Here is a 21995-nt window from a genome sequence, read left to right as displayed (position 1 = left end):
CAGTTTCGCGATCTCGCGTGTGAATTTTATTTCAGTCTAAAGGTCCGCGACAATCGCCTTCGCCGCGCGGGTCACGTCGTCCCAGGTCTGGTCGAACCCGGCATCGTCGCCGAAATAGGGATCGACCACGCCCGTCCCTTCACGGCCCGGCACCATGTCCATCAGCAGGCGCAGCTCTGCCGTCCCGTCCGACGGGCGGATGCGGCGCAGATTTTTCAGATTTTCCGCATCCAGCGCGAAGACATGGGTGAAGCGGTGGAAATCCTCCGCGCTGACCTGCCGCCCGGCATAGGTGCTGATGTCGATGCCATGGCGCTGCGCCACCGCCTGCGCGCGCGGATCGGGTGGGCTGCCGATATGCCAGTCGCCGGTGCCGGCCGAATCTACCACGATATCCACGCCGGCCTTCTCCGCTTCCGCCCGCAGCGCGGCTTCGGCCAGCGGCGACCGGCAGATATTGCCGAGGCAGACGAAGAGGACCGAAGGCGTCGCCATCAATCCGCCGCTGCCGTCGAGAGGCCAAGCCCCGGCACGCCGATCGAGCGCTTGCCCGAAAAATCGGTCCGCGCGACGATGACGCCCAATTTCTCCATATAGTCGATCAGCCGGCGGACGCGGCCCGGCGAGCTGGTGCCATAGGCACGGCCCAGCGCTGCGTCGTCGGGGCAGGTCTGCCCGTCCAGCGCCGCGCGCGCGATCAGCAGGAAGGGAGCCAGCATATCCTCCGGCACCGGCTCCGCCGCGCGAATGGCATCCTGCCACCGCACATCGTCGGCATCGGCCATCCCTGCCTGCGCCATGGCGAAGCGCTTGCGGAAGGCAGGCAGGTCGAGCGGCGATCGCTTCAGGCCCCTCATCCGGCACCGCACGCCGAAATCCTGATACAGCGCCGCCACGCTGGGCGCGGCATCGCCAAGGTCAGCGACGATATCCTCCAGCACGGCGATGACGACCGGCTCGTTCTCGCCGAAATCCAGTTCCGGCGCGGCGGGCTTGGCGGACGGCGTATCGGCCAGCGCGCGCATGATCTCTTCGGCCGGGCGAGCGGTCGGCTCGGGGCGGGGCGGGGGCGGCGGCAATGCCTCTTCCTCGACCTTGGCGAACAGCATTTCCTGAAAATCCCCGCCGGTCGTGACCGGGGGCGGCATCAGCTTGTGCGTGCCGCCGCGCGTGCCGGTCTTCACCGTGCCGATCTTCACCGCCACCGGCCGCCGCGCGATGGCTGGGCCAAGGCCCAGGAAGCGGCCGCGCTCCAGATCGCGAATCTGCTCCGCCTGCCGCCGTTCCATGCCCAGCAGGTCGGCTGCGCGCGCCATGTCGATGTCCAGGAAGGTGCGCCCCATCAGGAAGTTGGAGGCTTCGGCCGCGACATTCTTCGCCAGTTTCGCCAACCGCTGCGTCGCGATCACGCCAGCCAGGCCACGCTTGCGCCCCCGGCACATCAGGTTGGTCATGGCGGCAAGGCTCAGCCGCCGCGCTTCGTCCGACACATCGCCGGCGGAGACGGGCGCGAACATCTGCGCTTCGTCCACCACCACCAAGGCGGGATACCAATGGTCGCGCGGCGCATCGAACAGGGTGGACAGGAAGGAGGCGGCGCATTTCATCTGCGCCTCCAGCTCCAGCGATTCGAGGCTCAGGACCACGGACGCGCGATGTTCGCGGATACGCGTCGCCATCTTCACGATCTCGCGCTCATTATAGTCGCCCGCGTCGATCACCACATGGCCATATTGATCGGCCAGCGTCACGAAGTCGCCTTCCGGATCGATCACCACCTGCTGCACCATCGGCGCGCTTTCTTCCAGCAGCCGGCGCAGGAGGTGCGATTTGCCCGACCCGGAATTGCCCTGGACGAGCAGACGGGTGGCGAGCAATTCCTCGACATCGACCAGCACGTCCTTGCCGTGATGGTCGGTTCCTATGCTGATGCTGGCGGTCACTGATGCCCTTTGGCCCAAGGGAGCGGGGGAGCGCAAGGGCGCTCATGGACTGGCGGGACAATCGGTCCGCTATGCGTCATGCCGCTCGCTGCGCTACAGGCGATCGGGCTATGCGAATAGGCTTTCATTTTGTGGCGGCGGCGATCCTGCTGCTGTCGGCCTGCGGCGACGATCGGCGGGAAGAGCGTCTGCGCGCGGCCGGCCCCAATCCGTCGCTGGACGCGCTGATCAAGGTGGCGGATGCCGATGCCGGCGCCCGCAAATTCGGCGTCTGCGCCGGCTGTCACAAGGCCAGCAAGGGCGCGCCCGATTTCGGCGGTCCCAATCTCTACGGCGTTTTCGGCCAGCCCATGGGGCAGCATAGTGGCCGTTTCGGCTATACGGCGGCCCTGGTCGAGGCCGGCGGGCGATGGGATGCGCCGACGCTCGACGCCTGGATCGCCAATCCGCGCAAGCTCGTGCCCGGCACCAACATGCAATTTGCCGGGATCGGCGATCCGCTCGACCGGGCGGATATCATCGCCTTTCTCAAAAGGCAGTCGGATTGAACCCGGCCGACCGATAAATATCCATGCCGGTGCCTTGACCATAGGATTGTTGCGGTGCAGCATCGGCGCATTATGGAGAGAACAGCACCCGCTTCGGCGCAGGCAGCCCCTGCGATCACGCAGAATCCCGATATCCGCTATCTGGGGCGGCTGCTCGGCGACGTCATTCGCGCCTATGGCGGGGACAAGCTCTACAAGCAGACCGAATATATCCGCTCCGCCTCGGTCGATCGGGCGCGAGGGCTTCAGGGTGCGGACCTGACCGACACCGGGTTGGATGCGCTGAACCTCGACGATACGCTTAATTTCACCCGTGGTTTCATGCTCTTCTCGATGCTCGCCAATCTGGCCGAGGATCGGCAGGGCGTGGCGGCGGAACCGGGCGCTGACGTCGCCTCCGCCGTCGAGCGGCTCGCCGCCCATGGGGTCGATCGCGATGCCGTGCTGGACCTGTTGTCGCATAGCCTGATCGTGCCGGTCCTGACCGCCCACCCGACCGAGGTGCGGCGCAAGAGCATGATCGATCACAAGAATCGCATCGCCGACCTGATGCAGCTCAAGGATGCCGGCCGCACCGAAACGGCCGAGGGCGAGCAACTGGACGAAGCGATTTTCCGCCAGATTGCGCTGCTGTGGCAGACGCGCCCGCTGCGCCGCGAAAAATTGTTCGTGCAGGATGAGATCGACAATGTCCTGACCTATTTCCGCGACGTCTTCCTGCCCGTGCTGCCAGCGCTCTATGCGCGCTGGGAAAGGGTGCTGGGCGCGCGACCGCACAGTTTCCTGCGCGTGGGCAACTGGATCGGCGGCGATCGGGACGGCAATCCCTTCGTTCAGGCGGACCAGCTGCGCTCGGCGCTGGGGCGTGGCTGCGATGCGGCGCTGGCTTTCTATATGGAGGGCATCCACGGACTGGGTGCGGAACTCTCGCTCTCGACCGAACTCGCCCATGTCCCGCAAGCGGTGCTGGACCTGGCGGAGGCCAGCGGCGATGCGTCGCCCAGCCGGCAGGACGAACCCTATCGCCGGGCGCTGTCGGGCATTTATGCGCGTCTCGCCGCCACCTATGCCGCCCTGGTCGGCAAAGCGCCGCCGCGTCCCTCGGCGTTGAAGGGGGAGGCCTATGCCACGCCGGGCGACCTGCGCCATGATCTGGTCGTCGTCGCACAGGGGCTGGCGAGCGAAGGCGATGGCGCGCTCTCGACCGGGGGCGCTCTGGGTCGGTTGATCCGCGCGGTCGAGACGTTCGGCTTCCACCTCGCCACGCTCGACATGCGCCAGAACAGCGCCGTGCATGAGCGGGTCGTGGCCGAATTGCTCAAGGTCGCGGGGGTGGAGGGCGACTATCTGGCGCTCGACGAATATGCCCGCATCGCGCTGCTGCGCCGGGAACTGGCGAACAACCGGCCGCTGGGTGGGCGTTTCTCCGACTATTCGGAGGAAACGACGTCCGAACTGGCGATCGTCCATGCCGCTGCGCAGGCGCACCGCACCTACGGGCCGCAGAGCATCACCCATTATATCATTTCCAAGGCTGAAAGCGTGTCGGACCTGCTGGAAGTGAATATCCTGCTCAAGGAAGCGGGCCTGTGGCAGGCCGGCACGGATGGTGCGTCGCCGCAGGCCGCGATCATGGCGATCCCCCTGTTCGAAACCATCGCCGATCTCGAAGCCGCGCCGTCCATCATGACCGCCTATTTCGGCCTGCCCGAAATCGCCGGCGTGGTGAAGGCGCGCGGCCATCAGGAAGTGATGATCGGCTATAGCGACAGCAACAAGGATGGCGGCTACATCACCTCCACCTGGAGTCTGTACAAGGCGAGCCAGGCGCTGGAGCCTGTCTTTGCCGATGCGGGCGCGGCGATGCAGCTGTTCCATGGTCGCGGCGGCGCGGTGGGGCGTGGTGGCGGCTCCGCCTTCAAGGCGATCCAGGCGCAACCGCGCGGTAGCGTGCAGGGCCGCATCCGCATCACTGAACAGGGCGAGGTGATCGCCGCCAAATTCGGCACGCGCGACGTCGCCATGACCAATTTGGAAGCGATGACCAGCGCGACCCTGCTCGCCAGCCTGGAGCCGGACGGCATTTCGGATCGCGACGCCGCCCGGTTCAGTGCGGCGATGGACGAGCTGTCCAAGAACGCCTTCGCCGCCTATCGCGACCTCGTCTACGGCACCGATGGCTTCAAGGAATTCTTCCGCCAGCTGACCCCGATTCAGGAAATTTCCGGCCTCAAGATCGGTTCGCGCCCCGCCAGCCGGACCAAGAGCAACGCGATCGAGGATCTGCGCGCCATCCCTTGGGTGTTCAGCTGGGCGCAGGCGCGCGTCATGCTGCCGGGATGGTATGGCGTGGGGCAGGCGCTGTCCGCGTTCGAGGACAAGGCGCTGCTGGCCGATATGGGGCAGCATTGGTCCTTCCTGCAATCCGCGCTGGCCAATCTGGAAATGGTGCTGGCCAAGTCGGACCTGGGCATCGCCGCGCGCTATCTGCCGCTGGTCGAGGATCAGGCGGCGGGCGAAGCGATCTTCAGCCGCATCCGCGAAGGTTGGCAACAGGCGCATGACGGGCTGCTCGCCGCGACCGGCCAGTCGCGTCTGCTGGAAAAGAACGCGGCGCTCGACGAATCCATCCGGCTGCGCCTGCCCTATATCGAGCCGCTCAACCTGTTGCAGGTCGAATTGCTCAAGCGCCACCGCGCGGGCGAGGATGATGCACGGATCAAGGAAGGCATCGAACTGTCGATCAACGCGATCGCCACGGCGCTGCGCAACAGCGGGTAGGGAAATCGGGCAGCACTTGCTGAATCCATAGCATCACGTTCCCCGGCGAAGGCCGGGGTCCAGTTGTGAGCGCGGGACTGGACCCCGGCCTTCGCCGGGGAACGGTCTGTCTGGCCCGCTAAACCAGCCCCAATTTCGTCAATTCGCTCATCAGCGCTGGCGGCATCGCGTCCAGATCGTCGGCCTCGCCGCCTTCCAGATCGGCTGGCGCATCGGCATCCTCCAGATAGCGCCAGCCCTGATGGGCGCGCTTGGGCTTGGCGCGCACCGGGATCAACTTTGGCTCCAGCCTGATCCAATATCTGCCCTGTCCCGTCTCCTCGAACCCGATGATCGGGCTGCGCCCCACCAGCATATGGCCGTGAATCCAGAAGAGCGATCCGCCCGCCATCTCCTCCACCCGCTTGGGCAGGTAACGGGTGCTGGTCCGTGCTTCGCCATCATGGCTTTCCAGCCAGGCGCGTAAAGTGGCGGGGCTTTCGGCGCCAAAGGCGATCTTGGTCATGTGCAGCGGCATGGACCGGCAGATGGGTGACGCAACCCCACGGGTCAATGCGTCATCAGGTCAGGAAGAGCGTGGCCAGACCCAAAAATGTGAAAAAGCCCAGGGAATCGGTCATCATCGTCACGAACACCGCCGACGACACGGCCGGATCGATATTGCTGCGGTCTAGCGTGACCGGGATCAGAACCCCCGCGAGGCCCGCCACCATATTGTTGATGAGGATGGCGGCGGCAAACACCAGCGACAGGCCCAATTGGCCATAGACCAGATAGGAACCGATCCCGATCAGGAAGCCAAGCACCGACCCGTTGGTCGCAGCAATCCGAAATTCCCGGACGATCATGCGCAGCGTATTCGAACTGGTGACCTGATTGGTGGCGATCGCGCGCACCATCACGGCCAGCGTCTGGGTGCCGGCATTGCCGCCCATGCCCGACACGATGCCCATCAGCGCCGCCAGCATCGCAAGATGCTCGATCGTCCTTTCGAACAGGCCCACGACCGACGCGGCGATCATCGCCGTGCCCAGATTGACCACCAGCCAGACCAGGCGGGTGCGTACGGTCATCAGGATCGGCTGGTTGATGTCGCCTTCGCCCGCACCCGACAGGCGCAGGATGTCTTCGCCGGCTTCTTCCGAAATGATGTGGACGACGTCATCGACCGTGATCATGCCGACCAGCCGGCCCGCGCTGTCCACCACGGCGGCGGAGATCAGCGCATATTTCTGGAAGCGCAGCGCTACCTCTTCCTGGTCCATGTCGACCGGGATCAGCGTCTGTTCGCGCTTCATCAGGTCGAGCATGGATATGCCGCGCGGGCAGGTGAGGATCCAGCTGAGCTGGCAATAGCCGATCGGCCGATGCGCCGCGTCGACCACGTAGATTTCCCAGAAATCGCGGGTCAGGTCGGCATTGTCGCGCAGATAGTCGATCACCTGACCGACCGTCATATGTTCGGGCACCGCGACCAGATCGCGCTGCATCAGGCGACCGGCGGATTCCTCCGGATAGGAAAGGGCGGATTCGATCGCGGCGCGATCTTCCGGCTCCATCGCATCGAGGACGGCCTGCTGGTCGGCCTCCTCCATATCCTCGATGATGGCGACGGCATCGTCGGTATCCAGCTCGGCGGCGAATTCGGCGACCTGTTCCGGGGCCAGCGCGCCGATCAGGTCGTCGCGGACATAATCGTTCAGCTCGGACAGGACTTCCGCGCCGACCAGATCGCCCAGCGCGGCGGCCACATCGCCACGCCGCTCCGACGGGGTCAATTCCAGAAGGTCGGCGATATCGGCAGGGTGCAGCGGCGACACCAGCTCCCGCGCTGTCTCATTGTCGCCCTCTTCCACCGCGTCCAGCACGGCGGACAGGAATTCGGGCCTCAGCCGGTCATCCTCGTCCAAGCCGGTTTCGGCCTGTTCCAGGACGATATCTTCGTCAGTCTCGACCCCATGCGACAGGGGTTCGGCTGGATCGCCGCGCTCGCTCATGGCGCCCCCTACTGTCCGGTTCCTGTAACATGGGGCTGCTTTCGCTTATGCACGACCATATTGCAATGGGCGTCTGGCCGCTTGCGGGCGTTCGTCACAAGAAACTTCCATCCCCTTTTGAAGCCTCTATATGGGGGCATCACTCCTTCAACCACGAGAGGTATCCTCATGGCCGACGAAACGCTTACATTCACCCTCGACAGCGGCGGCGACGTCGTGATCAAGCTGCGCCCCGATCTGGCCCCCGGCCATGTCGAGCGCATCACGACGCTGGCCAAGGACGGCTTCTATGACGGCGTGGTCTTCCATCGCGTCATCCCCGGCTTCATGGCGCAGGGCGGCGATCCGACCGGCACCGGCATGGGCGGATCGAAGCTGCCCGACATCAAGGCCGAATTCAGCCGTCAGCCGCACGTTCGTGGCGTCTGCTCGATGGCCCGTTCGTCCAACCCGAACAGCGCCAACAGCCAGTTCTTCATCTGCTTCGACGACGCCACCTTCCTCGACGGCCAGTACACCGTCTGGGGTGAAGTGACGTCGGGCATGGACCATGTCGACGCCCTGCCCAAGGGCGAGCCGCCGCGCACGCCGGGCAAGATCCTCAAGGCGACCGTCGCTTAATTCACGGTCTGAACGGACAGCAAAAGGGCGCCCGGTCGCATGACCGGGCGCCCTTTTTCATGATCCGTTTACATCAACGCACCATGTGGCTGTCTCATATCAAGCGTTCCCTAGTGCAGGCCGGGGATCGCAAAGCCATAGGTTCACATCAGGGCTTGTCGGTACGGCCTGTTTCGCCATTCACTGCTTTTTCGCCATGCCGTCCGTCATGGAAATGGCATGAGCCGGCTCTGCGCCTTCTGTCTCGGCAGGAGCGACATAGGCACCGATCGATTCGATATGCCAGCGCCGCTGCTCTGCCTTGTCATCCGGCGCATCGGCGACCCGGCGCAAGACCACCTGCCGCAATGTGTGCCAGGGCTTGCCGGTCGCGGCGATGCGGCCATAGACCTGCACCGGGACCGTCACCTGCATCGCACCCTCGGCCTCTGTGGGGTCAGACGGCGCGCCGATATTGGCGTGGATTTCGCTGAAACCGCGGAAGCGCGCGGTAAAATGCGCGTCATCCTGCGATCCGATCGTGCCGGCCTGATCCCATAGATCCTGCGCGTCCACGAACCGCTTTTCCTCCAGCAGGCCATAATAGCCCTGCACCACCTGAGCGGCGCCCTGTGCGCTGTCGGGCGTGATCGATCCTTCGGCGATCGGTTCGGGATCGACCGGCAGGCCGCCGGGCGTGCCCGGCTCCGGCGGATTCAACGGTTCCATCACGGCCATCGCTTCGGCCCGGACATTATTATCCACCTGCGCCGCATTCGCGCCATTGGCCAGATTGTCGATCGCGCTCTCCTCCCGCCCGTCGCAGGCCGCGACGAGCAGGAGGGGCAGCAGAAAGACGGTCTTCGTCAAAGTCCGCATCAGTTGGGACGAACCCGTTCGCCGCCACGACCACCCGGGCGTCCGCCGCCGCCCCAACTGCGCTGCGGGCGCGGCTGGTTCATCTGCGGACGACTGGGCCGGGGTTGCTGCGCCTGCGGCTGGCGCAGGCCGGGCTGCGGCGTCGGCACCGCACCGTCTCTTCGGCCGCCATTGCCGCGCCAGCGGTTTCCGCCCTCACCCGGCGTACGGTCCCGGCCCCAGTTGCGGTCGCCGGGATTACGGTCGCGCCCCCAATTGCGGTCGCCCTGATTGCCGTTATTGGCGTCGCTGCCCTGCGGCGGGCGCGGTGGGCGCGTCCAGTTGCCCGGCCGTCCGTCGCTATCCCGATCCCGGCCACGCCAGCCGTCGCCGCGGCCACGATCATCGCGGCGTTCGGCCCGGCGGCCTTCCCAATAGCGGCGCTGGCCGTCATTCCAGCGCTGGCGCCGGCCGCCACGGTCGTAGACATAATAGCCGTTGCCCGGATAATAATAATTGTCGTACCAGCCGCTATAGAGGCCGGGCTGATAATAGCCCGACGGCCCATAATAGCCGTCGCCATAATAGCCACCGCCGCCATAATAGCCGGTGCCCACGTTCACGCCGCCATAGCCATAACCGTCGTCATAGGCGCAACCGCCCAGTGCCAGCGCGCCCGCCAGCCCGATCACAGCCAGAAACCGATGTCGGATGCCCGTCATCGTCTTTCTCCTCATCATCATCTTCTGTCGGCTTAACGCAGTCCGGTTGAATTGGTTGTGAATGGATTATCCTTTCTGCGCCAGCGTTTATCGCAGGTTCAGAAAAAGGGGGTTTCGTTCATCGGACTGACAGAAAGCGTGTTCTTTCCGTCACATAATCGCCTTTTACCGCGCTTTTCGGAATCGTTCAGGAAACCTTCCGCCCCGGCCGGCCATTATCCCCCCTGTCGACACGCAGCCGCTTTGAGCGCTCGCATCGACCCGGCGGGTCCAAACCGCCGCATAAAATCCACGATAGAAAAAGGGTCACCCCCATGAAGACACTGCTTTTTTCGGCAGCCGCTGCCGCTGTCCTGTTGCCTGCCGCTGCCATGGCCCAGGACGACGCCGGTTCCTCCACACGCCGCATCGAACCCTATGTCGGCGTCATGGGCGGCGTGCATAATTTCGACAGCGAAACCGGCAAGGAAGGCATCCCGCCCGTCGGTTACAAGGGCCGCATGGTCGAAGGCGTCGCAGGCGTGAATTACAATGTCGCCGGCCCCATCGTCGTCGGCGTCGAAGGCACTGCGTCCAAGGGCGTATCGGGCGATATCGACTGGGAATATGGCGTGGCGGGCCGCGCCGGCGTGAAGGCGGGCAAGGACAGCCTGATCTTCGGCAAGGTCGGTTATAAGTGGGTCAATTTCGACGCGCTTGGTCCCGACAGCCCCGACTTCCATGGCACCACCTATGGCGCCGGCGTCGAACTGTCGCCCGCCGACATGGGCGGTTCGGCCCAGAGCAGCAACATCCGCCTGCGCGTTCAGGCCGACACGATGGGCAATTTCCGCTCGATCCGCCCGATGGCGGGTGTGGTCGCGAAATTCTGATCTGACATAGATAGACCGGGGCGGGTCCACGCGATCCGCCCCCGTCCTTTCAGTCAACCTCCTGTTCCTCTTGATGCAGGAGTTTGGGGTGCGGAACGGTTTTTAGGACTGCAAACCGTTCCGCATTCCCCCGATTTTGCGCAGGGTCGGCGTCGCCACAGGCGACCAGCCTTCATCGTCACCCCAGCGAATGCTGGGGTCGCAGGAAGGGAAGCGCAACGCGGCCTGAGATCCCAGCATTCGCTGGGATGACGGCGAAAAGCGGACCTTCCCCACACAGCACTTCCACTCACCCCTGCGCCGTCACCCGCTCGGCCACCATCCGCAAATCATCCACAAACCGCGCCTGCTCCGCCGCTTGCCTCTCCGCATCGGGCAAGCGCAGCAGATAGCTTGGATGCACCGTCACCCATCCTTCCGCGCCATCCTTCAGCGCGATCGCGGCGCCGCGCGTGCGGCCGATCGTCACGGCCTTGCCCAGCATCGCGCGCGCCGCGCTGGCCCCCAGCGCGACGATGATTTGCGGCCGGATGAGGTCGATTTCCTGCCCCAGCCACCAGCGACATGCTTCGATCTCGCCCGCATCCGGCGACTGGTGCAACCGCCGCTTGCCCTGCCGTTCGAATTTGAAATGCTTGACCGCGTTGGTGACATAGGCGCGGGATCGGTCCACGCCTGCCTGCGCCAGCGCCCGATCCAGAAATTGCCCCGCCGGCCCGACGAACGGGCGGCCTGCCAGATCCTCCTGATCGCCCGGTTGCTCACCGATGATCATCAGCGGCGCGTCGAGTGGCCCTTCGCCGAATATCATCTGCGTCGCATCGCGGTGGAGCGGACAACGGGTGCAGCCCATCGCTTCATGCCGAACCGTCGCCCATATGGTCGCGACATCCCCCTGCCGCTTCGGCACCTTTTCCGGCAATGGCGCGGTCGCAATCATCGCCGCTTCGCGCGCCTGTGCGCCGGCGATCAGGTCGGGGATCAACGCCGCCTCGGGCAGGTTGCGCCAATATTTTTTCGGCATTTCCGACAGCATCGCCCCGGTCTTGAGCCGTGCCGGGTTGAAGATGGCGGCATAATAGCCCTTCCACAGCGCCTCGACCGGATCGCCGTCGGGCGCGTCCGTCCGTTTCGCGCCCGGCCCTTCGAGCAGCGCCTCGCCATCCCAATGGATGCTGATCTCGGGCGTCAGGATCGACCAGCGCATCGCGGCGAAGCGGCGCATGAAGAAGCCCGCATTGGCGCGCACGATATGATGGTCCGGCTCGAACCAGGCGACGAAGCGTTCGCCCCCGTCATCCGATATTTCGCGAAAACGCACGAAGGCGCGCATCTTGTGGATATCGCGCCGCACCGCCTTGGCCAGCACATCCACCCGGCGCAGCAGCGGATCGGCCTTGTCCTCCATCAGCCCCGGCCGGCCGCGTAACCGGCACAGCAGCGCATAAAGCAAGGCAAAGCGCGCCGGTTCGCTATGGAGGATGGCCTTCTCGGCCAAATCGACAAAGGCGCGCGGCACGGCAAAGCCCGCACCGGGCCTCTCGGCCGGCAGCGGCGTGTCGCCGAACAGGTCGATGCTCTGATCGCCCACCTGCCACACGATATCCGCCGGATCGACGCTCGCCAGCGCCAGCCGCCGCGCCGCCGCCCGCCAGCCGTCGAAATCGTCTGGCGCCGTCAGCGCGACACGGTACATTTTGGCCCGCTACACCATGACCCGTTCGAAACGATTGGTCGTTGGCGGATCAATCCTCGGCCTGCGCTCGCTCCAGTTCGGCGGGCTTGCGCTTGGCGAACAGCTTGCCCAGCTTCTCCTCTTCGGCCGCCGTCAGTTCCTTGGCCGCGTCGGGGAACATCTCTTCCTCCTCCTCGTCGATATGGTGGAGGTAGCGCTTCTTCATCTCGGCGAATTTCTTCCGCCATGCCTCGCCATTGAATTTCAGGTCGTCCAGCTCTTCCAGATAATCGTCGATTTCCTTGTGCTCGGACACGCTGTGCTGCGCATCCTCGCGCAGGTCCGGCCGCGCTAGCATGGTGGCGTAGAGCGTTTCTTCCTCCGCCGCGGCATGGGCGGACACTTCGACCTTGAACTGTTCGAACAGCTTTTCCAGCCGCTCCTCGTCCTTCTCGCGATCCGCCTCCGCCATCTTGGCGAACAGCTGGCGATGGGCGTCGTGATCCTGTTTCAGGCGATCGAAAATGGTGGCGTCGGCCATGGATATTCCTCCTCGTGCGAGGAAGAAGAACGACGGTCGCGGCAATTGGCTCCGAAGGATCAGCCGAACAGGAAGCGGAAGATGATCGCCACGGGAATCCACAGCAATGCGCCAAGGATGCTGGCGCCCCAAAGCTGCAATATGCCGCGGCGGAACCGCAGCGTGAGGCCATGCTGCGACAGTCCGCCTTGCTCCAGCATCTGCCAGCGCCGTTCCAGCCCGCGCGCCGCCACGCCATAGCCGCCGATCGCGACGATGATGCCAAGGTGCAGGACCAGCGATCCGCCCATCTTGGCGACGACGAAAATCTGCGCGAGACAGAAGACGACCAGGGCAGCGGCCAGATGCGAACTGATGCGCTTGGCGAAACCCTTACCCTGTGCGCGATTGCCGACTGCGGTCGCCAAGACCCCATTCTCCTTTTTTGACCCTGGCAACAGAATTTCATGTGTGGCGCGCTCAATCAACCCGAAATTACGGTTATGTGAACAAATCGAGCTGTTTCGCGGGTGGAGCGAGACGGGCGCGCAGGTCGGCCCGGTCGATCAGGGCGACCGGCCGCCAGTCCGCCGCGATGAGGAACGGCCGCAATTTTTTGATCGACGTGGTCAGCCGCGCCACATCGTCCAGCCGCAACCGGCGATGGCGTCGGCTCATCAGGATGCGATCGACCGCCTTCACACCCAGCCCAGGCACGCGCAGCAGCGCCTCACGCGGGGCGCGGTTGACGTCCACAGGAAAGGCGGCCCGATGGTTGAGCGCCCAGGCCAGCTTCGGGTCGATGTCCAGCGGCAGGCAGCCGGTCGCCGCATCGGTCGCCGCCGCAATCTCCCGCGCATCATAGCCGTAAAAGCGGATCATCCAGTCGGATTGATACAGCCGATGTTCCCGCATCAGCGGCGGCCGCTTCAACGGCAGTACCGCGCTGGGCGAAGGAATGGGGGAAAAGGCGCTGTAATAGACGCGGCGCAGCTTGTGCCGGTCGTACAGGCTGCTTGCCTTGGCGATGATCGCCCGGTCGTCCGCCGCATCGGCGCCCACGATCATCTGGGTCGACTGGCCGGCGGGGGCGAAGCGGGGCGCGCTCTTATATTTGCGTTTCGCGTCGATCTTTTCGTCGATCTCGCCACGCAAATGGCCCATCGCCCCTTCGATCCGCCCGCCATCCTTTTCCGGCGCGAGCCGTTTCAGCCCACTGTCCGTCGGCAATTCGACATTGATCGACAGCCGATCGGCATAGAGGCCCGCCAGGTTGAGCAGCGCCGGGTCGGCATCGGGAATCGTCTTCAAATGGATATAGCCGCGAAAATCATGGTCCTCGCGCAGCGACCGGGCGACCTCGACCATCTGCTCCATCGTATAGTCGGACGACGCGATGATGCCCGACGAGAGAAACAGCCCCTCGATATAATTGCGGCGGTAGAAGTTGAGCGTCAGCTCCACCACTTCCTGCGCGGTAAAGCGCGCGCGGCGCACATCGCTCGACCGGCGGTTGATGCAATAATGGCAATCGAAAATGCAGCTGTTGGTCAGCAATATCTTGAGGAGGGATATGCAGCGGCCATCGGGCGCATAGGCGTGGCATATGCCCATGCCCTCGGTCGATCCGATCCCCTTGCCATCGCTGCTGTTCCGCTTCGCCGTGCCGGACGACGCGCAGGAGGCATCATATTTGGCGGCATCGGCCAGGATTTCGAGTTTCTGCCGGGTGGAAAGCTGCGCCATTCGTTCCTGATATGTTCGGAATCGCCACCTGTCCACAACCTCGATCAACTCTGCACCAAGGGACAGGGGTTGTCGCAGGTGCGGCCAACCCTTGCCATCGCGCGCCCGCGCCGCCATCACCCGCCCCATGACATGGCATTTCTGGATCGACCGCGGCGGCACCTTCACCGATGTGGTGGCGCGCGCCCCCGACGGGCAACTGCACACCGCCAAATTGCTGTCGAGCGATCCGGAACGCTATGCCGATGCCGCGGTCGAAGCGGTGCGCCGCCTGACCGGCGCGGGTGATGGCCCGATCCCGCCCTGCACCCTGCGCATCGGCACCACCATCGCCACCAACGCCCTGCTGGAGCGCAAGGGCGAACCGGTGCTGCTGGCGATCACGCGCGGTTATCGCGACGCGATCCGTATCGGTACGCAGGAACGGCCGGACCTGTTTGCCCGCCGCATCATCCTGCCCGATCCGCTGCATGCCGATGTGGTCGAAATCGACGAGCGGTTGATGGCCGACGGCACCATCCGCACCCCGCTGGATGAAACCGCCGCCCGCGCCGCGTTGCAATCCGCCTATGACAAGGGCCTGCGCGCCGTCGCGATCGTGCTGATGCACGGCTATCTCCATTCCGCCCATGAACGGGCGCTGGCCCGCATCGCCGCCGATATCGGCTTCACCCAGATCAGCGCCAGCCATGACGTCGCGCCGCTCATCAAGCTGATCGGTCGCGGCGATACCACGCTGGCCGATGCCTATCTTTCCCCCGTCCTGCGCACCTATGTCGATGGCCTGCGCACTGCGTTGGGCGAAGACGCCGACATGCTGTTCATGCAATCGAGCGGCGGCCTGACCGACGGCGCGCTGTTCCGGGGCAAGGACGCCGTCCTGTCAGGTCCGGCCGGCGGCATCGTCGGCCTCGCCCGCACGGCCGAGCAGGCGGGCTTCCGCGAAGTCATCGGCTTCGACATGGGCGGCACGTCGACCGACGTGTCGCACTATGCCGGCGCCTATGAGCGCGACAATGAAGCGCGCGTCGCGGGCGTCCGCCTGCGCGCGCCGATGATGCGCATCCACACCATCGCGGCGGGCGGCGGCTCCATCTGTTCCTTCGTCGACGGCCGTTTCCGCGTCGGCCCTGAAAGCGCGGGCGCGGTCCCCGGTCCGGCCTGCTATCGGCGCGGCGGCCCGCTCACCATTACCGACTGCAACGTCATGCTGGGTAAGATCCAGCCCGCCCATTTCCCCAGCCTGTTCGGTCCGAAGGGCGACCAGCCGCTCGACCGGGCGGCGGTGGAGGCGCGCTTCGCCACCCTCTGCGCGCAGGTGGAGGCGGACACGGGCCGCACCATGACGGCCCGCGACGCGGCGCAGGGCTTCATCGCCGTCGCCGTCGCCAGCATGGCGAACGCGATCAAGCGCATCTCCGTCGCGCGGGGCCATGATGTGTCGCGCTATATGCTCGCCAGCTTCGGCGGGGCGGGCGGGCAACATGCCTGCCTGGTCGCTGACGCGCTAGGCATGGACCGGGTGATGATCCACCCGTTGGGCGGCGTGCTGTCCGCTTATGGCATGGGCTTGGCCGATCGTCGCGCGGTGCGGGAACGGACGCTGGCCCTCCCGCTGGGTGACGCGGGACTGGACGCTGCGCTCGCCGCGCTCGCCAATGACGCCCGGACCGACCTGCCCGACGCCGATCGCACCGAAACGCTGCTGCGCCTGCGCTATGACGGCACGGACAGTCTGTTCGACGTGCCGCTGGCCGATGCCGACACCATGCGCGCCGATTTCCTGGCCCAGCATCAGGCCCGCTTCGGCTTTGCGGGCAAGGGCCGCATCCTGATCGACATGGCCCGCGTCGAAGCGATCGCCTCGACCCGCGAAGCCATGGACGGCATCGTCGCCATCGCCGCGCAGGCCGCGCCGCCGCTGGCCCATGTCGACTATGCCGGCGACATGGCCCCCGTCCATGATCGCGCCGGTGTGTCGGCAGACAGCCTGATAGATGGCCCCGCGCTCATCATCGACCCTGTCTCGACCACAGCGGTCGAACCGGGCTGGCGGGCGCAGCTGGACGCACATGGCAACCTCATCCTCACCCGCCACATCCCCCGCGCCAAGCCCGAAAGCGGTGACGCGACCAGCGTCGATCCCGTCCGGCTGGAGGTGATGGGTGGCCTGTTCATGGCGATCGCCGAGGAAATGGGCGCCGCGCTTCAGCATAGCGCTTCTTCGGTCAATATCCGGGAACGGCTGGATTTCTCCTGCGCCTTGTTCGACGCGGCCGGCAATCTGGTCGCCAACGCGCCGCACATGCCCGTCCACCTCGGCAGCATGGGTGACAGCATCCGCACGATCATGCGCCGGCGCGGCATTGTCGCGAATGGGGGCCCGGACGGACAGCCGATCGACGGGCGCGGCATGCTGCCGGGCGACGTCTATGCGCTCAACGCCCCTTATGATGGCGGCACCCATCTGCCCGACGTCACGCTCATCATGCCGGTTTTCGTGGGGGCGGGCGCGCCGCGCTTCTATGTCGCGGCGCGTGGCCATCATGCCGATATCGGCGGCATCACGCCCGGCTCCATGCCGCCCGGCAGCATCAGCGTCGAAGAAGAGGGCATCGTCCTCGACAATCTGCTGCTGGTCGATCGGGGCGCATTCCGCGAAGCCGCCATCCGCGACCTGCTGGCCTCCGGCCCCTGGCCCGCCCGCAATATCGACCAGAATATCGCCGACCTCTCCGCGCAAATCGCCGCCTGCGCCAAGGGGGCGAGCGAACTGCGCCGCATCAGTGATAGTTACGGAGTCGAAACGGTATCGGCCTATATGGGCCATGTGCAGGATCAGGCCGAAGCCGCCGTCCGCCGCCTGATCGATCGCCTGTCCGACGGGCAGTTTCACTATGCGATGGATAGCGGCGATACTGTCCAACTCGCTGTCCATGTCGATCGCGCCGCCCGCGCCGCGACCATCGACTTCAACGGCACGGCCGACCAGTTGCCTAATAATTTCAACGCCCCCGCCTCCGTCGTGCGCGCCGCCGTCCTCTATGTCGTGCGCACGCTGATCGACGAAGCCGTGCCGATGAACGACGGGTGCCTCAAACCCATCACCATCCGCATTCCCGAAGGCTCGATGCTGCGCCCGCGCTTTCCCGCCGCCGTGGTCGCAGGGAATGTCGAAACCAGCCAAGTCGTGACCGACGCCCTGTTCGGCGCGCTCGGCGTCCTGGCCGGGGCGCAGGGGACGATGAACAATTTCACCTTCGGCAACGACCGCCACCAATATTATGAGACGATTGCGGGGGGTGCCGGCGCCGGTCCCGACTTTGACGGCGCCGATGTGGTGCAGACGCATATGACCAACAGCCGCCTGACCGATCCCGAAATATTGGAGACGCGCTTCCCCGTGCTGCTGGAGGAATTTTCTGTGCGCACGGGGTCGGGCGGGCAGGGGCGCCATCGCGGTGGCCATGGCGCGCTACGCCGCATACGCTTCCTGGAGGATATGACCGCCGGCATCCTGTCCAACCGCCGCATCGTGCCGCCCTTCGGCCTAGACGGCGGATCGCCCGGCGCGCTGGGCCGCAACAGCGTGGCGCGCGCCGATGGCAGCATCGAACCGCTCGGCCCGACCGCCACGGTGCAACTGCGCGCGGGCGACGCGTTGGTCATCGAAACGCCGGGCGGCGGGGGTTTCGGAACCTGATCCAATAGCCGTAAGCAGAGATACGAACCCATGGCTTTGTGTTCCCCGGCCTACGCCGGGGAACACTCCGTCTGAGTCAGCCGCATGCCACCCTGGTATGAAGTCAGTTGCTGGTCTGGAGCCTCACAAAGGCGGCCGATACGCCCTCGCCCCGTTGCGCGGCCAGCCTGGCGCGCAGCCGGGTCAGGAATTGCCGCTCGGTACCGTTCACGACCTCGTCGTCGCCGAACAGCGGTTTGGCGGAAGCCAGCGCGATGATCAGTTCCGGGCCGAAAGGCGGCGCGACCTGATAGCGCTGCGCGGTCTGGCTGAGGCCGATGGTGACGCGACGCACGCCCTTGCGATCCGGCTCGGGATGGCCGCGATGCAGCTCCACCGCGCTGCCGTCCGCCTGTAGGTAGATGATGCTCAAATAGGGCCGCGCCGCGCTGGTGGTCGCGCTGACGCCGAAAATATCATTCTCGCGCATCACGACCGGATCGCCCGCGCGATCCTTGCCGTCGGCAGTCAGCACGCCGATGCCGGTGCCCTCGCGCGCCAGCGGCGCGGCCAGCGTCAGCGCCGCTTCGCATTGCGGCCAGGGCAGGTGACGCACCGCGAAACTGCGGCGCGGATCGGCCTTGGCCGACGCCTCGCGCAGCGCGGCGATAGCGTTGACGTCGCCCGAAAAACCGGTGACGCTCGTGCCCTGTACCGACACCGTGCCGCACGGCATGGCGGCTATCTGCTCGGCGAAGATCTGCGCATCGCTGCGCGGCGGCGGGGGCGCGTCCGCTGGGGTTGGGGCGACCGGCGCTTCGAGCGAATAGGCCTCGCCAGCCAGCAGCTTGAACGTGTCATAGGCGATCCAGGCATAGCCCTTGTCGCCCCAGCCCACGCCCCAGCTGTTCATGATGCGCAGCGCCTGTCGATCCTCGTCATAGCCCACGATCGCCATGGCATGATAGCCGGCCCTGTCCGGCTTTTCCGCGCGGCCATAGACGCCGTCCCCGCGAAACGCCTTGAAATCCGCCGGGGCGGGCATGGCGAAGATGACCGGCACGCCGCGCGCCAGCGCGCCCTTCACATCGTCCAGCACGATCGGCGTGCGCCAATCGTCCTTCACCTCGCGATCGACCGCGCGCCAGTCGAGCAGGCGAAAATCGCCCGCCCTGGTCTTGAGCGTGTCGGGCGCGGGAATGGCGCATTTGGTCATGTCGTCGGGGAAATCGGCCAGTGTGACCGCCCCTTCATTCTTGAGCAGGGTCAGCGCCGCGACGATGCTGATGGTGCCGGTGCAGGGCGACCCCGCCGGGCGCAACCGGTTATAGACATAGGCCGGGCTCATCTGGTCGCCCGGTTCGTCCGGCTGCATATTCTTGTCGCGGAAATTGAGGAAGGTGCGCGCGGCATAGGTGGTGGCCCAGGCGACGCAATTGGGTTGCGGCCCCTGCGATCCCGGCGGGGGATAGGCATTGGACAGGTCCACTTGCTTGGGCAGATAGGCACGGAACCGCCCCTGTTTGGGCAGCTTGGCATAATCTTGTGGAGACACCGGCTCCGCCCCGGTCATGAACAGCGCGTCGTCGGCCGGCTGCTGGGCGGACGATCCCGCCGCGCACAGCGCCAGCACGGCCGGCGTGCCCCATCGCACAAGGTGGCGTGTCATCACTCTATTCCCCCAATTATTGCAGCGCCGGACCTGCCAACTCGTCATTTAGGACGATCCCCCGATTTCATCCTGGTCCAGGTCGCGCACGACGCGCAGCCCGGCATCCTGCCGGCGTTTGCCCGGCGGCACGGTAAAGCGGTTGGCCGATCGCAGCGCATTGGGCGCGCTTTCGAACGATCCGCCGCGCATGATCCGGCCCTTGCACGACATATCGGTGCAGCCCGCCGTCCATTCCCACATATTGCCCTGCATCTGGTTGAGGCCGAAGGCGTTGGCGGGATAGCCGTTCACCGCTTCGGGATAGCCGCGATAGGGGGCCGTTTCCGATCCGCGATAGCGCGCCGTATGATCGTAATTAGCCATGGACGGCCCGATATCATCGCCCCAGGGAAAGGCCGTGGCCGCGCCCGCGCGGCTGGCATATTCCCATTCCTGCTCGCTCGGCAGGCGATAGGCGCGGCCCGACTGGACCGTCAGCCAGGCAAGGAAAGCCTGCGCATCCTCATAGCTGATGTCGCTCGCCGGGATCAGCGGATTGGGATTTTCCTTCGACCAGTTGCCCAGCTTGGGGCAGGCATTGTCGCGCACGCAGCCATTCCATTCGGCGATCGTCACTTCATACACACCGATCGCGAAGGACCGGTCGATCTTCACCTCCGCCTGAACCGCTTCGTCGCCGTCGCGCCCCGGTTCCGACTGGGGCGATCCGAAGGGCGTGATGCCAGCGGGAATCGCGCGCATCCATGGGCAGTTGGCGCAATCGTAGAAGCGGTCGCTCGCCGCCCGGTCGCAACTGATGAAGCAGGGCGGCGCGCCCTGAAGCCCATAGTCGAAGGTCGGCTTCTGGAAATTCTTGCCCGACGACAGCGCGACGCGGTCCGACACGCGCTTCAGCGCATCGGCGATGGTCTGTTGCGGGCGGCGGATTTCCTCGGCCAATATCTTGGAAAAGACGCCGTCGTCGAAGGCGACCTGATCGGCGCTGGTGGAAAAGGCGACCAGATAGCCCTGATCCGGCCGGATTGCGGCGGCAGGCGCGCGCACCATGCGGCGCAGGCCCTTGCTGCCGGCCAGCTCGCCCACTGCGCTCGCTTCGGTTCCCGTCTCGGCGGCGATCATCTGGGTCAGGGACGGCGGCGGCGCGGGCAGGACGTTGCGGCACATATCCAGCACGATCAATATCGTCCGGGCGCCCGACCCCAGCAGATGATGCGTCAACGCCGCGCGGGTCAGCGTCGCGCTTTCCGGCGTCAGGTCGCGTCCGGCATCGACCGGCAACAGCATGACGTCGCCATAGCTGCCCAGCGCCGCGCCATGGCCGGAAAAATAGAGGGTGCCGAATGCCTTGGGGCCAGCCGCGGCCAGCTGCGCGCGAAATTGCGCGACCGCCTGGCCCATCGCCTCGCGCGTCAGGTCGCGGCGGACCTGCACCGGGCCGGCCCCGCTGGCATCGATAAAGCCGGTGGCATTGAGCGCGGTCGCGACTCGATCGCCGTCGGTGTAGGTAGAACCGAGCTTGTCGAAGGCCGCATAGGCGCCGTTGACGATCACCAGCGCCAGGCGCGGTTCGTCCGCCGCGCGCGCCGGTCCCGCCAGCGCCAGCACCAAGGTCGCCAGCATGGCAATCAGCGCGCGGAACCATCCACGCCCGCCCCCCGGCAGTGGCTGGATCATTGCGCCGCCTTGCGCGGGGTGAATTCTACCTGGGTCACGACCTGATCGACCGCGTCGACATGCAGCACCGCGTCATAGCGGCGTACGGCCTTATAGGGTTCTGCCGGCCCGCCACCGAACAGCTTGGCGAAGAAGCCGCCGAAACCGCGCCCCTTCTGGCAATAGGGCGCAACGCTGACCGTGCCGCCGCTCTGCTTGATCTCGTTCAGCCATGCGCCCAGCGGTGCCGGCGCCTCCCGGTCCGCCGGATAGGGCGTTTCCATATCCACCACCACGGCCCGGCCGCGCAATTTCGTCCTGAAGGCGCGGTCGAATTTGGTGGGATCGTCGAAGCGCAGGGTCGGCTTGGCCATCGGCCGATCGCAGCTTTTGAGGATGGGCAGGGTCATGGCCTGCTTGCCCGGCACGGCCGCAGATGTGGGCGTGACCGCATGCGCCGGTGCCTGCTGCACGGGCTGGCCGTTTGCAACGGTGGTGGGGGCAGGCGATTCCGGCGGCAATATGCGCACGCCACGACCGGCCGCACCGGCCGACGCATCATTGCCCGTCTGCGCAAGCAAGTCGCCGCTCGTCCCCGCCGATGCAAGCATAATGAATATAGCCATGGTGCCGCGAACAGTATTCATATGCCAATCTCTAATGATGATATAATTATTGCAGAATATATATGTATCTGACTATGAATATATCAGTTTTCATTGAATA

General features: G+C 65.5%; 18 protein-coding genes. 5 read left to right on the top strand and 13 right to left on the bottom strand.

Annotation, left to right across the window (positions count from 1 at the left end):
* Positions 1 to 36: 36 nt before the first annotated feature.
* Complete coding sequence (locus tag F4U94_RS12135; RefSeq protein WP_120251523.1) at positions 37 to 495, bottom strand: low molecular weight protein-tyrosine-phosphatase; 459 nt, start codon at positions 493 to 495, stop codon at positions 37 to 39.
* Positions 495 to 1943, bottom strand: coding sequence for a helicase HerA domain-containing protein (locus F4U94_RS12130; RefSeq protein WP_120251524.1), 1449 nt, complete (start codon positions 1941 to 1943; stop codon positions 495 to 497). The genes F4U94_RS12135 and F4U94_RS12130 overlap by 1 nt, the downstream gene beginning before the upstream one ends.
* Positions 1944 to 2053: 110 nt before the next feature.
* Between F4U94_RS12130 and F4U94_RS12125 the strand changes: the two genes are divergently transcribed.
* Both F4U94_RS12125 and ppc read left to right on the top strand, forming a co-directional pair.
* Entirely contained in the window at positions 2054 to 2491 is a 438-nt protein-coding gene (locus F4U94_RS12125; protein WP_120251525.1) for a c-type cytochrome, read from the top strand.
* 72 nt (positions 2492 to 2563) lie between these two features.
* Entirely contained in the window at positions 2564 to 5272 is a 2709-nt protein-coding gene (gene ppc / locus F4U94_RS12120) for a phosphoenolpyruvate carboxylase (RefSeq protein ID WP_120251526.1), read from the top strand.
* A gap of 118 nt (positions 5273 to 5390) precedes the next feature.
* On the opposite strand, the gene F4U94_RS12115 is transcribed toward ppc, so the two are convergent.
* Both F4U94_RS12115 and mgtE read right to left on the bottom strand, forming a co-directional pair.
* The gene (locus F4U94_RS12115) at positions 5391 to 5789 is read right to left on the bottom strand and encodes a DUF1489 family protein (RefSeq protein ID WP_120251527.1); all 399 of its coding nucleotides are present in this window, start codon (positions 5787 to 5789) and stop codon (positions 5391 to 5393) included.
* A 43-nt stretch (positions 5790 to 5832) separates the two neighbouring features.
* Positions 5833 to 7269, bottom strand: a complete 1437-nt coding sequence (gene mgtE / locus F4U94_RS12110) for a magnesium transporter (RefSeq protein ID WP_120251528.1) — start codon at positions 7267 to 7269, stop codon at positions 5833 to 5835.
* Between the two features lie 168 nt (positions 7270 to 7437).
* Between mgtE and F4U94_RS12105 the strand changes: the two genes are divergently transcribed.
* Positions 7438 to 7890, top strand: coding sequence for a peptidylprolyl isomerase (locus F4U94_RS12105; RefSeq protein WP_120251529.1), 453 nt, complete (start codon positions 7438 to 7440; stop codon positions 7888 to 7890).
* A 180-nt stretch (positions 7891 to 8070) separates the two neighbouring features.
* On the opposite strand, the gene F4U94_RS12100 is transcribed toward F4U94_RS12105, so the two are convergent.
* Complete coding sequence (locus F4U94_RS12100; protein ID WP_120251530.1) at positions 8071 to 8748, bottom strand: hypothetical protein; 678 nt, start codon at positions 8746 to 8748, stop codon at positions 8071 to 8073.
* Positions 8748 to 9449, bottom strand: a complete 702-nt coding sequence (locus F4U94_RS12095) for a peptidase (RefSeq protein WP_120251531.1) — start codon at positions 9447 to 9449, stop codon at positions 8748 to 8750. The genes F4U94_RS12100 and F4U94_RS12095 overlap by 1 nt, the downstream gene beginning before the upstream one ends.
* Positions 9450 to 9763: 314 nt before the next feature.
* Between F4U94_RS12095 and F4U94_RS12090 the strand changes: the two genes are divergently transcribed.
* Positions 9764 to 10321: an outer membrane protein gene (locus F4U94_RS12090; RefSeq protein WP_120251532.1), complete on the top strand. Its 558-nt coding sequence runs from the start codon at positions 9764 to 9766 to the stop codon at positions 10319 to 10321.
* Between the two features lie 289 nt (positions 10322 to 10610).
* Here F4U94_RS12090 and F4U94_RS12085 read toward each other — a convergent pair whose 3' ends face one another.
* The 4 genes from F4U94_RS12085 to F4U94_RS12070 all read right to left on the bottom strand — a co-directional run bounded on the left by F4U94_RS12085 (position 10611) and on the right by F4U94_RS12070 (position 14262).
* The gene (locus F4U94_RS12085) at positions 10611 to 12017 is read right to left on the bottom strand and encodes a UdgX family uracil-DNA binding protein (protein ID WP_120251533.1); all 1407 of its coding nucleotides are present in this window, start codon (positions 12015 to 12017) and stop codon (positions 10611 to 10613) included.
* A 49-nt stretch (positions 12018 to 12066) separates the two neighbouring features.
* Positions 12067 to 12537 (bottom strand): hemerythrin domain-containing protein, encoded by a 471-nt coding sequence (locus tag F4U94_RS12080; RefSeq protein ID WP_120251534.1) that lies wholly within the window; start codon positions 12535 to 12537, stop codon positions 12067 to 12069.
* 59 nt (positions 12538 to 12596) lie between these two features.
* Complete coding sequence (locus tag F4U94_RS12075; RefSeq protein WP_120251535.1) at positions 12597 to 12944, bottom strand: hypothetical protein; 348 nt, start codon at positions 12942 to 12944, stop codon at positions 12597 to 12599.
* Positions 12945 to 13017: 73 nt separating this feature from the next.
* The gene (locus F4U94_RS12070; RefSeq protein WP_120252270.1) at positions 13018 to 14262 is read right to left on the bottom strand and encodes a putative DNA modification/repair radical SAM protein; all 1245 of its coding nucleotides are present in this window, start codon (positions 14260 to 14262) and stop codon (positions 13018 to 13020) included.
* A 127-nt stretch (positions 14263 to 14389) separates the two neighbouring features.
* Here F4U94_RS12070 and F4U94_RS12065 point away from each other — a divergent pair, with 127 nt between their 5' ends.
* A complete protein-coding gene (locus F4U94_RS12065; protein ID WP_120251536.1) occupies positions 14390 to 17965 on the top strand; it encodes a hydantoinase B/oxoprolinase family protein in 3576 nt (1191 codons plus the stop codon).
* Between the two features lie 103 nt (positions 17966 to 18068).
* Here F4U94_RS12065 and F4U94_RS12060 read toward each other — a convergent pair whose 3' ends face one another.
* The 3 genes from F4U94_RS12060 to F4U94_RS12050 are packed head-to-tail and all read right to left on the bottom strand — an operon-like array spanning position 18069 to position 21895.
* On the bottom strand, positions 18069 to 19613 hold the full coding sequence (locus F4U94_RS12060; RefSeq protein ID WP_120251537.1) for a C1 family peptidase: 1545 nt from the start codon (positions 19611 to 19613) through the stop codon (positions 18069 to 18071).
* A 48-nt stretch (positions 19614 to 19661) separates the two neighbouring features.
* Entirely contained in the window at positions 19662 to 21290 is a 1629-nt protein-coding gene (locus F4U94_RS12055; protein ID WP_120251538.1) for an SUMF1/EgtB/PvdO family nonheme iron enzyme, read from the bottom strand.
* Positions 21287 to 21895 carry a hypothetical protein gene (locus tag F4U94_RS12050; protein WP_120251539.1) on the bottom strand — a complete coding sequence of 203 codons (609 nt, stop codon included), beginning with the start codon at positions 21893 to 21895 and terminating at the stop codon, positions 21287 to 21289. The genes F4U94_RS12055 and F4U94_RS12050 overlap by 4 nt, the downstream gene beginning before the upstream one ends.
* Positions 21896 to 21995: the final 100 nt, after the last annotated feature.

Source organism: Sphingobium limneticum (assembly GCF_008710155.1).
In the GTDB taxonomy this organism is placed as follows: domain Bacteria; phylum Pseudomonadota; class Alphaproteobacteria; order Sphingomonadales; family Sphingomonadaceae; genus Sphingobium; species Sphingobium limneticum.
This window is presented reverse-complemented; position numbering and strand designations above follow the sequence as displayed.

Coding starts and splice junctions, on each gene's coding strand:
- F4U94_RS12115 (WP_120251527.1), bottom strand. CDS start 5,789: ATGCCGCTGCACATGACCAAGATCGCCTTTGGCGCCGAAAGCCCCGCC.
- F4U94_RS12105 (WP_120251529.1), top strand. CDS start 7,438: ATGGCCGACGAAACGCTTACATTCACCCTCGACAGCGGCGGCGACGTC.
- mgtE (WP_120251528.1), bottom strand. CDS start 7,269: ATGAGCGAGCGCGGCGATCCAGCCGAACCCCTGTCGCATGGGGTCGAG.
- F4U94_RS12100 (WP_120251530.1), bottom strand. CDS start 8,748: ATGCGGACTTTGACGAAGACCGTCTTTCTGCTGCCCCTCCTGCTCGTC.
- ppc (WP_120251526.1), top strand. CDS start 2,564: ATGGAGAGAACAGCACCCGCTTCGGCGCAGGCAGCCCCTGCGATCACG.
- F4U94_RS12135 (WP_120251523.1), bottom strand. CDS start 495: ATGGCGACGCCTTCGGTCCTCTTCGTCTGCCTCGGCAATATCTGCCGG.
- F4U94_RS12090 (WP_120251532.1), top strand. CDS start 9,764: ATGAAGACACTGCTTTTTTCGGCAGCCGCTGCCGCTGTCCTGTTGCCT.
- F4U94_RS12050 (WP_120251539.1), bottom strand. CDS start 21,895: ATGGCTATATTCATTATGCTTGCATCGGCGGGGACGAGCGGCGACTTG.
- F4U94_RS12055 (WP_120251538.1), bottom strand. CDS start 21,290: ATGATCCAGCCACTGCCGGGGGGCGGGCGTGGATGGTTCCGCGCGCTG.
- F4U94_RS12095 (WP_120251531.1), bottom strand. CDS start 9,449: ATGACGGGCATCCGACATCGGTTTCTGGCTGTGATCGGGCTGGCGGGC.
- F4U94_RS12080 (WP_120251534.1), bottom strand. CDS start 12,537: ATGGCCGACGCCACCATTTTCGATCGCCTGAAACAGGATCACGACGCC.
- F4U94_RS12060 (WP_120251537.1), bottom strand. CDS start 19,613: ATGACACGCCACCTTGTGCGATGGGGCACGCCGGCCGTGCTGGCGCTG.
- F4U94_RS12065 (WP_120251536.1), top strand. CDS start 14,390: ATGACATGGCATTTCTGGATCGACCGCGGCGGCACCTTCACCGATGTG.
- F4U94_RS12085 (WP_120251533.1), bottom strand. CDS start 12,017: ATGTACCGTGTCGCGCTGACGGCGCCAGACGATTTCGACGGCTGGCGG.
- F4U94_RS12125 (WP_120251525.1), top strand. CDS start 2,054: ATGCGAATAGGCTTTCATTTTGTGGCGGCGGCGATCCTGCTGCTGTCG.
- F4U94_RS12070 (WP_120252270.1), bottom strand. CDS start 14,262: ATGGCGCAGCTTTCCACCCGGCAGAAACTCGAAATCCTGGCCGATGCC.